The sequence below is a fragment of the Peribacillus sp. NPDC097295 genome (assembly GCF_044761665.1).
GTDB lineage: Bacteria > Bacillota > Bacilli > Bacillales > DSM-1321 > Peribacillus.
This window is the reverse complement of record NZ_JBIWCW010000015.1, coordinates 1-15071: the sequence shown is the minus strand read 5'-3', so window position 1 is coordinate 15071 and position 15071 is coordinate 1. Positions and strand designations below refer to the sequence as shown.

General features: G+C 37.4%; 12 protein-coding genes and 1 riboswitch. Of the genes, 11 read left to right on the top strand and 1 reads right to left on the bottom strand.

The genetic code is table 11. From position 1 onward, the window contains the following. The first annotated feature begins 1 nt into the window (after position 1). Positions 2-1108 (top strand): AAA family ATPase, encoded by a 1107-nt coding sequence (locus tag ACIQXN_RS17620; protein WP_402969522.1) that lies wholly within the window; start codon positions 2-4, stop codon positions 1106-1108. 2 nt (positions 1109-1110) lie between these two features. After that, the gene (locus ACIQXN_RS17615) at positions 1111-4209 is read left to right on the top strand and encodes a type I restriction endonuclease subunit R (RefSeq protein WP_402969519.1); all 3099 of its coding nucleotides are present in this window, start codon (positions 1111-1113) and stop codon (positions 4207-4209) included. Between the two features lie 108 nt (positions 4210-4317). On the opposite strand, the gene ACIQXN_RS17610 is transcribed toward ACIQXN_RS17615, so the two are convergent. Then, entirely contained in the window at positions 4318-5286 is a 969-nt protein-coding gene (locus ACIQXN_RS17610) for a hypothetical protein (RefSeq protein WP_402969516.1), read from the bottom strand. Positions 5287-5451: 165 nt separating this feature from the next. Between ACIQXN_RS17610 and ACIQXN_RS17605 the strand changes: the two genes are divergently transcribed. From ACIQXN_RS17605 to ptsG, 9 genes are all read left to right on the top strand, one after another. Then, complete coding sequence (locus tag ACIQXN_RS17605) at positions 5452-5766, top strand: hypothetical protein (protein WP_402969514.1); 315 nt, start codon at positions 5452-5454, stop codon at positions 5764-5766. After that, positions 5766-6836, top strand: coding sequence for a helicase HerA domain-containing protein (locus ACIQXN_RS17600; protein WP_402969511.1), 1071 nt, complete (start codon positions 5766-5768; stop codon positions 6834-6836). The genes ACIQXN_RS17605 and ACIQXN_RS17600 overlap by 1 nt, the downstream gene beginning before the upstream one ends. Further along, positions 6837-7433 (top strand): hypothetical protein, encoded by a 597-nt coding sequence (locus ACIQXN_RS17595; protein ID WP_402969508.1) that lies wholly within the window; start codon positions 6837-6839, stop codon positions 7431-7433. A 134-nt stretch (positions 7434-7567) separates the two neighbouring features. Beyond that, on the top strand, positions 7568-8164 hold the full coding sequence (locus tag ACIQXN_RS17590) for a replication protein (protein ID WP_402969505.1): 597 nt from the start codon (positions 7568-7570) through the stop codon (positions 8162-8164). 9 nt (positions 8165-8173) lie between these two features. Then, positions 8174-8380: a DUF3173 family protein gene (locus tag ACIQXN_RS17585; protein ID WP_021495189.1), complete on the top strand. Its 207-nt coding sequence runs from the start codon at positions 8174-8176 to the stop codon at positions 8378-8380. A gap of 2 nt (positions 8381-8382) precedes the next feature. Further along, positions 8383-9615, top strand: a complete 1233-nt coding sequence (locus ACIQXN_RS17580) for a tyrosine-type recombinase/integrase (RefSeq protein WP_402969501.1) — start codon at positions 8383-8385, stop codon at positions 9613-9615. Positions 9616-9918: 303 nt separating this feature from the next. Continuing rightward, positions 9919-10020, top strand: a riboswitch (purine riboswitch). Between the two features lie 105 nt (positions 10021-10125). Further along, on the top strand, positions 10126-11457 hold the full coding sequence (locus ACIQXN_RS17575; protein ID WP_402969498.1) for an NCS2 family permease: 1332 nt from the start codon (positions 10126-10128) through the stop codon (positions 11455-11457). 138 nt (positions 11458-11595) lie between these two features. After that, the gene (glcT, locus tag ACIQXN_RS17570) at positions 11596-12438 is read left to right on the top strand and encodes a glucose PTS transporter transcription antiterminator GlcT (protein WP_402969659.1); all 843 of its coding nucleotides are present in this window, start codon (positions 11596-11598) and stop codon (positions 12436-12438) included. Positions 12439-12635: 197 nt separating this feature from the next. Further along, positions 12636-14705, top strand: coding sequence for a glucose-specific PTS transporter subunit IIBC (gene ptsG, locus ACIQXN_RS17565; protein ID WP_402969495.1), 2070 nt, complete (start codon positions 12636-12638; stop codon positions 14703-14705). The last annotated feature ends 366 nt before the right edge of the window (positions 14706-15071 follow it).

Below are 15071 nucleotides of genomic sequence, written 5' to 3'. Positions count from 1 at the left end.
TATGGGGAAAAGTTTAAATGAAATTGCCCAACAGTTAAAAGATAATGATAAGAAAGTTCAATTAATCTATGCCTTTAATGGAAATGGAAAAACAAGACTTTCAAGAGAACTGAAATTGTTAGTTGCACCTAAAGACAATATAGAGACAGACGAAACGGGGTTAGCTAGCAAAAAAATCATTTACTATAATGCTTTTACGGAAGATTTGTTCTATTGGGACAATGATCTAGCAAATGATGTTGATTTAAAACTTAAAATTCATACCAATTCTTTTACTGAATGGGTGCTTAATGAACAGGGACAAGATCAAAATGTCATTAGTCATTTTCAGAATTATACCGATCGTACATTAACACCTAAGTTCAATTCGGATTTCTCGGAAGTTACATTTTCTTATGAACGGGGAAATGAAGAACCTTCTCCAAATATTAAGGTGTCAAAAGGTGAGGAAAGCAGCTTTGTTTGGAGTGTGTTTTATAGCTTGCTTAACCAAGTGATTGATGTATTAAATATAGCTGAGCCAAGTGAACGAGAAACAGATCAACTTAATCAGTTGAAATATGTGTTTATTGATGATCCTGTAACTTCATTAGACGATAACCATTTAATTCAGCTAGCTGTAGACTTGGCTCAATTGATCAAAAAAAGTGATTCCGGATTAAAGTTTGTTATTACAACTCACAATCCTATTTTTTATAATGTGCTCCATAATGAAGTCAATAAAAAGACCTGCTACATGCTAGACCGTCAAGAAGATGGTACTTTCGAAATAGAAGAGAAACCAGGTGACTCAAATAAGAGTTTTTCATATCATTTGCATTTGAAGAAGACGATAGAGGAAGCCATTGAGAACAACCAAGTACAAAAATATCATTTCACTCTTTTAAGAAATCTATATGAAAAAACAGCTAGTTTTCTTGGATTCCCAAATTGGTCGGAATTATTACCTGATAATAAACAAAGCTATTATAATCGTATTATCCAATTTACAAGTCATTCTACACTGGCGGATGAAACTGTAGCAGAACCCTCTCCTCAAGAAAAACAAACGGTTAGACTATTACTTGAACATTTAATAAGTAACTATAGCTATTGGAAGGAGGAATAAAGGTGTATGATTTCAACCCTATCGCAGAATCAAACAACTACATAGTTCTAGATAAATATAGCAAGATAGCAGAACAAGGGGGCGGCTATCAAACGGAAGTTAACTTAGAACGAGAATTGATTCAAGATTTAGTAAATCAAGGCTATGAGTATCTTCCTAATTTAACTACTCCTGAGCAGATACTTGCGAATGCTCGTGTGCAGCTACAAGATCTTAATAAGGTGAAATTTTCAGATGCCGAATGGCTTAGATTTTGTGAACAGTTTTTAGATAAACCTAGTGATAACCACATTGATAAGACCCGTAAAATCCATAGCGATTACATTTATGACTTTGTTTTTGATGATGGGCATATTCAGAACATCTACCTAGTAGACAAAAAGAATATTGCCAACAATAGAGTACAGGTCATTTCCCAATTTGAACAGAAAGGAACGCATGCGAATCGATATGATGTTACCATCTTAGTCAATGGCTTACCGTTAGTGCAAGTCGAGCTTAAAAAGCGTGGGATTGCGATTCGTGAAGCCTTTAATCAGGTTCATCGATACAGTAAAGAGAGTTTCAATTCAGAAAACTCTCTCTTTAAATATTTGCAGATTTTTGTAATATCTAATGGTACAGATAGCCGTTATTTTGCAAATACGACTAAACGTGATAAGAATAGTTTTGATTTCACTATGAATTGGGCAAAATCGGATAATATCCTAATTAAAGATATAAAAGATTTCACAGCTACATTTTTTCAGAAAGATACTTTATTGAATGTACTACTGAAATATTCCGTATTTGATTCGAGTGACAACCTGCTGGTTATGCGACCTTATCAAATTGCCGCGGTAGAAAGAATATTATGGAAAATTAAGAGTGCATACCAAGCAAAAAAATGGAGTACCATTGAAAGCGGCGGATATATTTGGCATACAACAGGTTCGGGAAAAACGCTTACGAGTTTTAAAGCAGCTCGCTTGGCTACTGAACTGGATTTTATCGATAAAGTATTTTTTGTTGTAGATCGGAAAGACCTGGATTTTCAGACGATGAAAGAGTATCAGCGTTTTTCTCCTGATAGTGTTAATGGTTCAGAAAGTACCGCAGGATTAAAACGCAACATAGAAAAAGATGATAATAAAATTATTGTGACGACGATTCAAAAACTGAATAACCTAATGAAAAGCGGAACAGAGTTACCTATATATAATAAGCAAGTGGTATTTATTTTTGATGAAGCTCACCGTTCACAATTTGGTGAAGCTCAAAAAAATATCAAGAAAAAGTTTAAGAAGTTCTATCAATTTGGATTTACAGGCACGCCTATTTTTCCGGAAAATGCGTTAGGTTCTGAAACGACTGCTTCTGTCTTTGGTCGAGAGGTACACTCTTATGTAATTACGGATGCCATTAGAGATGAAAAGGTTTTAAAGTTCAAAGTAGATTATAACGATGTACGTCCCAAGTTCAAAACGATCGAAAAAGAACAGGACGAGAAAAAGCTATCGGCAGCAGAAAATAAAGAAGCACTACTGCATCCTGAACGCATCAAAGAAATTTCTCAATATATTCTTAATAATTTTAGAGTAAAAACCCATCGTCTAAACGCGAATGGAAAAGGATTTAATGCCATGTTTGCTGTGAGCAGTGTTGACGCAGCCAAACTCTACTATGAATCATTAAATAAATTACAACAAGGAAGCAATAACCCCCTGAAGATTGCTACAATCTTCTCCTTTGCTGCTAATGAAGAGCAAACTGCGATAGGTGAAATTCTTGATGAAACTTTTGAACCTTCAGCAATGGATAGTAGTGCAAAAGAGTTTTTAAGTTCAGCCATCAAAGACTACAATGCGATGTTTAAAACCAATTATGGCGTAGAAAGTAAAGAGTTTCAAAATTATTATCGTGACCTTGCTAAACGAGTAAAAGACAAAGAGATTGATTTGTTAATAGTTGTTGGAATGTTTTTAACTGGTTTTGATGCACCTACATTAAATACTTTATTTGTTGATAAAAATCTTAAGTATCATGGTTTAATACAAGCTTATTCGAGAACAAATCGTATTTATGATTCCACCAAAACTTTTGGGAATATTGTTACTTTTAGAGATTTAGAACAAGCAACCATAGACGCTATTACTCGTTTTGGAGATAAAAACACTAAAAATGTAGTGCTGGAAAAAAGCTACAAAGAGTATATGGAAGGATTCGCTGATGTGGCAACGGGTGAAGCCCGTCGTGGTTATGCAGATGTAGTCAGAGAATTAAAGGAACGTTTTCCTAATGTTGATGAGATTGTTACTGAAAAGGATAAGAAAGAATTTACTAAACTATTTGGTGAATATTTGCGTATTGAAAATATCCTACAGAACTATGATGAATATTCAGCTTTAAAAGCTTTAAAAACAGTAGATATGACTGACCCTAAAGCTTTAGAAGACTTTAAGGCTACTCACTATGTAACCGATGAAGATATAGCTGTTATGCAAGAGACTCAAGTGTTAGAAGAAAGAGCTATTCAAGATTATCGTTCTTCATATAATGATATTCGTGATTGGTTTCGTCGAGAAAAAACTGGAAAAGAAAAAGGAAATGGCTCTATTGATTGGGATGATATTGTCTTTGAGGTAGATCTTCTGAAATCCCAAGAAATCAACTTAGATTACATTCTTGAACTTATTTTTGAGCATAACAAAAAGGTGAAAGATAAAGAATTCTTGGTTGAAGAAGTTCGCCGATTAATTCGTTCTAGTGTAGGAAACCGTTCAAAAGAAAGCTTGGTAGTTGATTTTATCAACCAAGCTGATTTAGATAGTATTCAAGATAAAGCAAGTATTATTGACGCTTTTTTCTCATTTGCTCAAACTGAACAAAAGCGTGAAGCAGAAGAATTGATTAGTACTGAAAATCTGAATGAAGATGCTGCAAAAAGATATATTTTGGCTTCATTAAAAAGAGAATATGCCAGTGAAAATGGAACGGAGCTTAATGAGGTTCTTCCTAAAATGAGTCCTCTCAATCCTCAGTATTTAACAAAAAAACAGAGCGTTTTTCAGAAAATATCTGCCTTTGTCGATAAATTTAAGGGAGTAGGCGGAAGGATTTAATAAATCTAAAATAACGGTTAAACACCAGAATATTTTAGTATCATTGCTAAAGGAACAAAATTGCATTGGTGGTGGTGTAGAATTATTTCAGTCTACATCATCACCTTTTTATTTTCCGCTAAAATTATATTTGTTAATCACCTCAAGTTCTATCGTTTGCACTCTTTTTAAATCTTTAATGTATGACAAGGAAGATTCCACTAGCAATTTTAGCGTATGTTCAACTAACGTCCATGGCTCGCCTTTCATTTCTTTAGCTATCAAAGTCCCAAATTTCTTATAATCAGAAATAATTATATTGCGAGCCCTTAATCCCAAGGAATCTTCGTTCGGAACATATTTCAGAAGAAGCCTAGTTAAAAGTGAAACAACGTTATTTAATCTTTTATCTAGTTTTTTCAAAGAATCCCCTTCTTGCATTATGAAATCTACAAACAAACTATGAATCTGCGTTCCGCACTTATAGTATAGAAATTCAATTGCGTTTTTTTGTATGGATTCATACTTCTCAAAAATATCATCCTCTTTAAGATTATAAAAATGTGAAGGAATACTTAATTGGAATTTGGGGAAATTTGGCGTTTCTATTTCGCCGATTACAAACATTTGCCAATATGAATGATATTCTGCATACGGAACATAGTCAAATAATACGTTATTATATGTTTCTTTTAACTTATCATCATCCCCATATAAAACATCAATAAGGAGCTTCTCAAATAAAACTTTAGATAGGACACTATTATCTAAATCTCCCCAAAGCAATTCAAGTTCACTTGAAAATTCAAGTTTCTTTGTTAAGTGCAACAGCAGTGAGTCAGAAATTAAATTGGGATTTTTCTTGGCATGGGCTTTCCCGCCTGCAATATTCTTGATAATAGAAAGATCGTATTTTGCGTATCTTCGTTTCTTATTTTCTTTGCTATCTTGAGTTGAATCCTTCTGATGTCCATCATAGTCAGCTTTATTTTCATAACCTGCTAATTGGTAATACGTCAAATTTAACTCATTCTTCTTGGCACGTACTCTTTTCCCAATCTGAGAAAAAATGTAATCTTTGGTTTCTGTATAAATCATTGTGCCTCCTAGGGTGGTAGAAAATTCATTGAAATTCATCTCAATAATAACATGCCATCTACTACTTTTCGTTATTATACAATGAAAATGTCAAAGGAATCGAGTCCCTAGATAAATAAATCTGTGCAATATGTACTAGTCATGTTTGCAAAAAAGGAGAAATTCATGAAAACAAAAAGTTCACAAAATGCTTACAACGAAAAAACGGCACGTCAGTATATTTCTGACGACAAACCAATCATCAATGTTTCTTCTGAGATCGAAACACAATATAACTGGATTGAGGGAAAACGTACAGATGAGGTGACAGGCTACAAGCTCTACTTCACTCAGGAGGGAGTTAACCCATTCGCTGTGAAATTTGTCAAAAAACCATCGTTGCCACCGTTTCTTTCAGAAGTAAAATTGGATAATCTGGAAGCCATTGAAATTCGCTCAAATGTGTACTTCCGTTCAGAAGGGATACGGGTTGTTAAATAATGAAGAACTTAGAACTTGAAGGGTACCTGCTCCAAGCTCTGAACATGGCATTGCAGATAAACGGTGAGACTTCTTACACCAACGCATTTAATGTAAAGGTAGCGGACGAAGGCTTTTACTTCGTCCCTCGCCTACCTGCAAGCTATGTCGTTGACAACGAACTTTATCAAAAAATCTATCTTATCAGTAACGCGGCTCTATACCCCGATTTTACGTTATTAAAACAGGTGGGGGCTTATTTTGTCCCATTGAAAACGGATGATATTCATATGAAACGTGCTCTTTTCTTCCCGTGGATAAATGGTATTTCTAAGCGATTGGTTATTGGGCACATTGACGAATATGTTGCGAAATTACCAGTGAACAATGTACCTGTCATGGAAAATTTCGAGTTCAATTTAAATAAGGTTACAAGTATTGCTATCGCAGGAAACTCTGGGTCAGGTAAATCCTATTTCCTCACCTACCTTCTATGCGTATTGAAGAAGAACTCGAAGCTAGTAATAGTAGACCCAAAATTTGATATGCCAAGTAGATGGGGCAGGGAGAACAACGTTAAGGTTATTGCCCCAAGCGATAACCGAAACAAAAGCGATTACGTTTCAAGTGTGAATGCCGAACTTAGCCAGAGCTTGGAGCTAATTCATCAACGGCAACAGGTGCTTTACAATAACCCTCAAGCCGACTTTGAACACTACACGTTGGTCATTGACGAGGTTCTGGCTCTATCAGATGGGACTGCCAAGCCGATTAAAGAGGCGTTCTTTAGTCTATTATCTCAAATTTCATTGTTAGGCAGGGCTACAAAAGTCCATTTGCTACTGGTATCACAAAGATTTGATAGTAATGCCATTCCTATTTCTTGCAGAGAACAACTTAATGTATTGATTCAAGTGGGCAATATAAATAGCAAAACGACACAGTTTTTGTTCCCAGACTTGTCACTTGAAGGAATAGTTATACCGCAAGGAATCGGGACGGGATTGATACAGGTTATTGACTCCGAGCATCCGTTTCAAATTGTTCCATTATTAACGCCAACATTTAATGATTTGAAAGGAATAATGTAGATGTGGAAACTAGGTAAATCATACTTCATGCACACGTTTCACATTAACGGCTTTCTGTTAATAAGCTCGTTATTGCTACTTTTAGTTCTAGTTACATTCAAGATGATAGGCGCTTTTCTTCGAGCCGACACAAATTCATCAGTGATTGAATATGCAAAATTCTTGTACAAAGTTGCTGATGTAGTTTCCAAACTCTTAGAAGGCATGACTGCGGTATCTTTCCTGCTTCTTCTTATGTTAGTGGTTCCTGAGATTGTAACAAGGGTATCTAAGGATTCTCTAGGAAATTGGTTCAAGTCAATCTGGGTGAGCCACCGTTTAAGAAGGTTTTTAGTCAGACAAACCGACCATGAAGGAGAAGGTGTTCTCAAGATTCAACAGCATAATAGATCAATACGAAAATCCGTCATTGATATTAGGAATAAAAAAATCACCTATCTCGTTAAATTGCCAAATGACATGCAAGCCCAAAAACTAATCTTAGAAGCAAAAGAAATTCTTCGAGAAGAGATATCAAGTCGCTTTCCAGACTACACTTTCTCGAATTTTGAACGGTACAAACACTGGCTGAGAATTGAGGGAACAAATATGAGGTGACGAATATCGGAGCTTTTGCCTGCCTTAGGCAGAAGCAAATAAGCTCCGATATTTTAAAAATTGGCGGAAAAATACTTCACGGGGCTACTACGACCCCCGTGGAATCAATAATCAATAATCGAGGAAGATGAACTATGAAAAAGAAAAAAGAGCAGAGAAGCAATAAATGGGCATTCATTTTCTATCAAGAGAGTGTCCCAGAGAACTATTTAGAAATTTTGGAGGAAATACACATACCATTTGTGCTAAGTCCTTGGCACGATAAAGACGTGAACAAAGAGACAGGAGAAATTAAAAAGGCACACAAGCACGGTGCACTCTACTTTGATTCTTTGAAAAGCTATTCGCAGGTTTCAAACTTGATTAGCGAAAAGCTCAACGCTCCAAAACATGTTGAGGTTGTGATGTCTCCAAAGGGAATGTATGAATATTTCACTCATGCGGAAAATCCAGACAAGACACCCTATCAAACAGAAGATATTGAGTGGGGATGTGGATTTGAACTTGGCAAATTCCTTGTTGAGCATAATACGGGTGAATTTTTGAACAGTATTATTGATGTAATTGCAGAACAAGATTTTAAGGAATTTGAAGAACTAGTAATGTACGCAAGAAAAAATGATTATTTGTTGCTTGAGTTAATCGTAGATAAAACGTATTTCTTTTCAAGGTTACTAGACTCAAGGCCTTACAGTTCAGAGAGCTCCATTAAGAAAATTTATAATGAATGAGGGATGGCGATGAGTAAAACAATGGTGAACTCAGAAGACTTGAAGCGTGCTGGCTTCTCGCCTTACACGGCTTCCAATATCATTAGACAAGCAAAACACTATATGGTACAACAAGGGTATGAGTTTTACGAGGGACGGCGTATCTCTGTTGTCCCCATACAGGCAGTAAAATCCGTTATCGGCGATGTTGAGTTGTCCGAAAAAACGGAGGAATAAATTTGGCAAAAACTAGATACCAAGATATCTATCAAGACAACAATGGGCAATACTATTACGAGGTAAGCTTAGGTACGGACAAAATCACAGGAAAACGTATCAAGCGTAAAGGTCGAAAGTCGCAATCTGGAAAGAAATTTGAGTCAGCAAAAGAAGCCTATGTGGAAGCTATCCGTGTGAAAAATGACTTTTTGCAAACTCAAGGTTATTCAGATTATGGCATGACCTTTGAACAATTCATGAACAATGTTTACATTCCACATTATAAGACGGAAGTGACGGAAGATACATTTGAGTCACGGAATCCTCCTTTGAAAATTCTACTAGGACGTTTTGGAAAGAAACCATTAAGGAAGATTACTTTGCACGATATTCAATTCTTCAGAACGTGGCTTATGGATAAAAATGCGGCAGGATATTCACAGTCATACGCTTCAATGGTCTTTGGAATGTTGAAAAAAATTCTTGAATTTGCCGTAACTCTCAATTACCTTGATAAGAATGTTGCTCAACAAGTGAAACCAATTCCTAAAGGGAAAACGGATGTTGCTTACTGGACGAAAGACGAATTTGAGATAGTAATCTCGCAGATTTACACCGAAGATTTTTATGAGCATTTGTGCTTTGTGATGTTGTGGGTCTACTACATGACAGGTGTTCGTGTGAACGAAGGAACAGCTCTCTGGTGGAATGATGTTGATTTTAAGAAAAAACAGCTTCGTGTTCATCATATGTTAGTTACTAAGAGTCGCAAGATTTACAATCGGAAGAACCATACGAAAACAGCTGATGGAAAACGGGTGCTTGCTTTAGATAATGATACACTTGAAGTTTTGCGTGTATGGAAAGAACGACAAGCACAACACGGAAATATGGATTTCATTTTTTCCTATGATGGCTTACCCATGATTAAATCAACGATTGCCCGAATTATTGCTCGTTATGCAAAACTTGCGGGTGCTCCAGTAATACAGGCGAAAGGGCTACGTCATTCTCATGTAAGCTTTCTCATCAATGAATTAAATGCTTCGGTGTTAGTTGTTTCAAAACGTCTCGGGCACAGTTCGCCAGAAATTACGCTTAAACACTATGCACATTTGTGGCGTGGGATTGATGATGGTGTCGCCGAATCGATGGCAGGCATTATCAAAATTGAAACTGCAACGAGTAAGCGTTTTACATTTGTTGGTAATCAAGCAGTGAAACAATTGTCGCCAAAATCGTCTCCAAAGTAATGGGGACATCTTATAAATGTGATAACAACAGGCTTATAAGCCCTACCCACGTTATTGAGTGGGAATAATCGAAAACAACAATGAACCAGTGAAGGGTTTCCCCTTCGCTGGTTTTTTATGGGGATTTATTATTTGTTGTAATCACACTCTTAAAAAAACATGATGATTACAGGTAATTAACATTAGATTAATCATATAATGTGAAATGATATTACTTAAAAGCGAACATTAAATAAAAAATCATATAAATTATTCGGATTGGTTATTGACGGTTATTTTATGGACTGGTACACTATACCTATAATAGTAAATGAATATAATCTTCGTATAAAATCGGGAATATGGCCCGAAAGTTTCTACCAAGCTGCCGTTAACAGCTTGACTACGATGTGAATGAATTTGGTGAGGCAGGTAGTGCGCCACTTCTTTACATATTAGTAGTTGAGCCCCGTTTGGAAGCGAACGGGGCATTTTCTTATTCATACGAACAGATGATAGGGGAGACTCAATATGAAAAATTACTTTCGTTTTAATGAACTGGGTACTAACTATCGACGGGAAATACTAGGAGGATTAACTACCTTCCTCTCCATGGCATATATCCTGGTTGTAAACCCGGTGATGTTAACGTTACAAGGCATAGAGGACTACCCTGATGAATTGAGAATGGATTATGGAGCGGTGTTTGTCGCCACGGCATTGGCTGCCGCAATTGGTTCCATATTAATGGGGCTCATAGCCAGATATCCGATTTCTCTTGCTCCTGGCATGGGGCTTAATGCATTTTTTGCATTTACGGTTGTACTTGGTTTCGGTATCCCATGGCAAACAGCTTTAACGGGCGTTTTAATTTCAGGACTTATATTTGTACTGCTTTCTTTATCCGGAATTCGTGAGAAAATCATTAACGCCATTCCAGTTGAACTGAAATATGCGGTAGGAGCTGGTATTGGATTATTCATTACCTTTGTGGGGTTTCAAAATGCAGGGATCATCACGAATGATGATAGCGTACTTGTCGGCCTAGGTGATTTAACAAAGGGAAGTACGTTGCTTGCGGTATTTGGAATTATCGTGACCGTCATTTTAATGACTAGAGGCGTCAAAAGTGGCGTATTCATCGGCATGGTGATCACAGCTATAGTTGGAATGATTTTTAAGCAAGTTCCAGTGCCAGAGAAAATTATTGGAGCGATACCAAGCATTACCCCAACTTTCGGAGTGGCATTTGATGCGTTCGGAAGTCCTGGTGAGCTTTTTACAGGACAGATGCTCATCGTGATTTTAACCTTCTTGTTCGTGGCTTTCTTTGATACGGCCGGTACGTTGGTGGCTGTCGCTCAACAAGCAGGCTTAATGAAGGATAATGTTCTACCGAGAGCTGGGAAAGGATTGCTTGCTGACTCCCTATCCATTGTCTCGGGTGCCATCCTGGGTACATCGACGACCACTTCATATGTGGAGTCGACTGCGGGTGTAGCTGCAGGGGCCCGAAGCGGTTTTGCTGCAGTGGTTACAGGGTTGCTGTTCGTTCTATCTCTTTTCTTCTTCCCGTTACTTTCCGTCGTCACATCAGCGGTAACTGCACCAGCGTTAGTCATTGTAGGCGTGCTCATGGCGTCCTCACTTAAAAACATTGACTGGCATAAGTTCGAAGTGGCAGTACCTGCCTTCTTCACGGTTATCATGATGCCCATGACATATTCTATCGCAACAGGTATTGCCTGTGGATTTATCTTTTATCCCATTACGATGACAATGAAGGGGAGAGCGAAAGAAGTCCATCCGATCATGTGGGGGCTTGGCGTCATCTTCCTTCTATATTTCATATTCCTAAAGTGATAAAGAAATAAGAGTAAATGAATGGGGGCCTATTTTAGGCCTCTTTTCTCGTGTTGTAAGGTGAAGGACTTTACGTGTATAGTATAGATATAAAAAGTTTTGTGATGGATGGGATAATATATCGAAAAAAGAGGGAGAATAATGAGCGGTTTTTTCGTTGAAAAGGTATTGAACAATAATGTAGTGATAGCTAATCACCCTATGTATGATGAGGTCGTTTTGATTGGGAAGGGCTTAGGATTTAATCGAAAAAAAGGCGATGAATTAAGTCCAGAACTCGCAGAGAAGACGTTTGTTTTGAAAAGTGAGAAGGAACAGGAAAATTACAAAAAATTATTGCCGAAGATTGATCAAAATCTCCAAGCTGCCATTATCGAATCCATTCTTCTGATAAACAATAGAGTTCCCGGGAACCTTAACGAGCATATACATGTAGGTTTAACCGATCATTTGCTATTTGCGCTGCAACGGGTTGCACAAGGAATGACCATAAAAAATCCATTTTTACAAGAAACGATCACCCTCTATCCTTTTGAGCATAACATCGCTGTCGAGGTTGTTGACCTTATTCAAGACAAAACCGGTATAGGGCTTCCTCATGGTGAGATAGGTTTTATCACCCTACATATCCACAGTGCCATAGCGAATAAGGATTTATCGGACGTCAACCAGTATTCGCAACTGATTTTTCAATTGATTCAAGTTATAGAAGAGCAACTGAACATCCAATTAAACAAAGATAGTATTGATTATTCACGACTCATTCGCCATTTAAGATTTATGATAGACCGGGTCCAATCAGGGGAAATGGTAAATGAACCTGAAAAAATCGCTTTGCTATTGAAAGAAGAATATCCAGTATGCTACAATTTATCTTGGAAGCTAATAAAAATCATGCAGCAGAAATTAGGCAAACCGGTTTGTGATGCGGAAGCTGTCTATTTAACGATGCATATTCAACGATTGCAAAAAAATAAATAAATAAACATTAACCTACGTGTTACTGATTCGATCAGGCATAAGTAAGGAGAATGATTGAGAGTTGGACAGGGTAATCTATACCCATCGTCCATCTTCGGTCCTATCTTTATTTATGCCTTTTTTGTATACAACAAAAGGATTATTGCAGTCGAATGTAACCGTTTTTATTAGTGAAAAACAAATGAGGAGGAAAGTATATGTTTAAGAAGTTGTTTGGTGTCTTGCAAAAAATCGGGAAATCCTTGATGCTTCCTGTCGCTATTTTGCCTGCTGCCGGTATTTTACTTGCGTTCGGTAATGCTTTGCATAATGAGACGTTGTTGGACATCGCGCCGTTTCTTGCGAATGGTGGAGTGGAGATGGTTGCTTCCGTCATGGAAAATGCCGGGAATATCATTTTTGGAAATCTGCCGCTGTTATTCGCGGTAGGGGTAGCCATTGGTTTAGCAGGCGGAGATGGAGTTGCTGGTCTTGCCGCAATCATTGGTTTCTTGATCATGAATGTGACCATGGGAACTATTCTTGGGATTGAAGTTGGAGATTTAGAGGGAAGTGCCACATATACTAGCGTTCTTGGTATTCCTACACTTGGTACAGGTGTTTTCGGAGGTATCATAGTCGGTGTAATGGCAGCGGTTTTATATAATAAATTTTATGAGATAGAATTACCGCCATATTTAGGATTCTTTGCAGGAAAACGTTTTGTGCCAATTGTCACTGCTGCAAGTGCAGTAGTGCTTGGGTTGATCATGATTTTGGTTTGGCCGACGATTCAATCGGGTTTAAACTCATTTTCAGAAAATATGCTAGGTGCTAACTTGACTATTGGTGCCTTCGTCTTTGGTGTTGTGGAACGTGCGCTGATTCCATTCGGTTTACACCACATTTTCTATTCGCCTTTCTGGTATGAATTCGGTAGTTATGTTAATGAAGCAGGCAAAATAGTCAGAGGTGACCAAGCTATCTTTATGGCTCAAATTAAAGATGGTGTACAAGATCTAACGGCAGGTACATTCATGACTGGGAAATATCCTTTCATGATGTTCGGTTTACCGGCAGCGGCTTTGGCGATTTATCACGAAGCTCGACCGGAAAAGAAGAAACTTGTAGGTGGACTAATGATATCCGCTGCACTTACATCGTTTTTGACAGGGATTACTGAACCACTTGAATTTACATTCTTGTTTGTTGCGCCAGTTCTTTTTGGTATTCATTGTTTGTTTGCAGGTTTATCTTTCATGACGATGCATTTATTGGACGTCAAAATCGGGATGACATTCTCTGGTGGTCTAATTGATTATGTACTGTTTGGTCTGATTAATCCGCAGACAAATGCCTGGATGGTTATCCCGGTCGGATTGGTATTGGCGGTTATATACTATTTTGGATTCCGGTTTGCTATACGGAAGTTCAATCTTAAAACGCCTGGACGAGAAGTAGAGGAAGATGAAGCTGAGGGTGAAGGTTCTTCTAATACGTCAGGAAGCCTTCCTGGAGATATCTTGGAAGCGATGGGTGGTAAAGAAAACATTGCACACTTGGATGCTTGTATCACTCGTCTTCGTGTATCGGTCAATGATATTCAGCATGTTGATAAAAATAGATTGAAGAAACTTGGAGCCGCAGGTGTGTTAGAAGTCGGCAACAATATCCAAGCTATCTTCGGTCCACGTTCTGAAACGATTAAAGGACAAATGAAAGAAATTATGGATGGAAGAAGACCTACTAATGTTGAAGTTCCACCAGAAAAAGGCGTCGAAAATCAAATTGAAGATATCATTCCGGAACCGCTTAGGACGGATGACATTGATTCAGAAATTTTCGTTTCTCCAATTAAGGGGGAATTGAAACCAATCACTGAAGTGCCTGATGCGGTCTTCGCTGAAAAAATGATGGGTGATGGGTTCGCGATAGTTCCAGAGGATGGATTAATTGTCTCTCCTGTGGACGGAACGATTGTAAACTTGTTCCCGACTAAACACGCGATAGGTATTGTTTCCGATGCAGGACGTGAAATCTTGATCCATGTTGGAATCGATACGGTTAAGTTGCAAGGTAAAGGTTTTGAAGCACTTGTCGCACAAGATGACAAAGTGAAAAGTGGACAACCTCTACTTCAAGTGGATCTGGATTATATTAAACAAAATGCCACTTCAATTATTACGCCGATCGTCTTCACAAACCTTTCTGAAGGGGAAAGTATAAAAATTGAAAAGAGCGGACAGGTAGATAGTAAGGAAACTAATATTATTTCAATTAATAAATAAGAAACAAAGGGATGAGGGGTAGCCATTGTGGCTACTCCTCATTTTTATTTTTATTTATAGTACTAATCAAAATGTAGGGAAAGAAAGAAGGGGAGAAAACAAATAGGAAAAATTATTTGTTATTTCAATTGACTTGTCTTATTTACTCATGCTATTATATTAACTACACCGAAACACAACATATCGACGAGAAAAGAAATATTAAAAACTTGTTGACGTGTTTGTTAGAAAGTGTTATGATAATAAAGTCGCTAAGAGAGAGACACAATTATATTGCTCTTTGAAAACTGAACAAAACAAAGCGCCAACGTAAATTTTGAGTGAGCACACACTATTAAAAAAGCAAAATGAGCAAGTCAAACATTT

Bases quoted from the DNA above. Each gene is read 5' to 3' on its own strand.
- ACIQXN_RS17600 (WP_402969511.1), top strand. From the start codon at position 5,766: ATGAAGAACTTAGAACTTGAAGGGTACCTGCTCCAAGCTCTGAACATG.
- ACIQXN_RS17620 (WP_402969522.1), top strand. From the start codon at position 2: ATGGGGAAAAGTTTAAATGAAATTGCCCAACAGTTAAAAGATAATGAT.
- ACIQXN_RS17605 (WP_402969514.1), top strand. From the start codon at position 5,452: ATGAAAACAAAAAGTTCACAAAATGCTTACAACGAAAAAACGGCACGT.
- ACIQXN_RS17610 (WP_402969516.1), bottom strand. From the start codon at position 5,286: ATGATTTATACAGAAACCAAAGATTACATTTTTTCTCAGATTGGGAAA.
- ACIQXN_RS17590 (WP_402969505.1), top strand. From the start codon at position 7,568: ATGAAAAAGAAAAAAGAGCAGAGAAGCAATAAATGGGCATTCATTTTC.
- ptsG (WP_402969495.1), top strand. From the start codon at position 12,636: ATGTTTAAGAAGTTGTTTGGTGTCTTGCAAAAAATCGGGAAATCCTTG.
- ACIQXN_RS17575 (WP_402969498.1), top strand. From the start codon at position 10,126: ATGAAAAATTACTTTCGTTTTAATGAACTGGGTACTAACTATCGACGG.
- ACIQXN_RS17585 (WP_021495189.1), top strand. From the start codon at position 8,174: ATGAGTAAAACAATGGTGAACTCAGAAGACTTGAAGCGTGCTGGCTTC.
- ACIQXN_RS17595 (WP_402969508.1), top strand. From the start codon at position 6,837: ATGTGGAAACTAGGTAAATCATACTTCATGCACACGTTTCACATTAAC.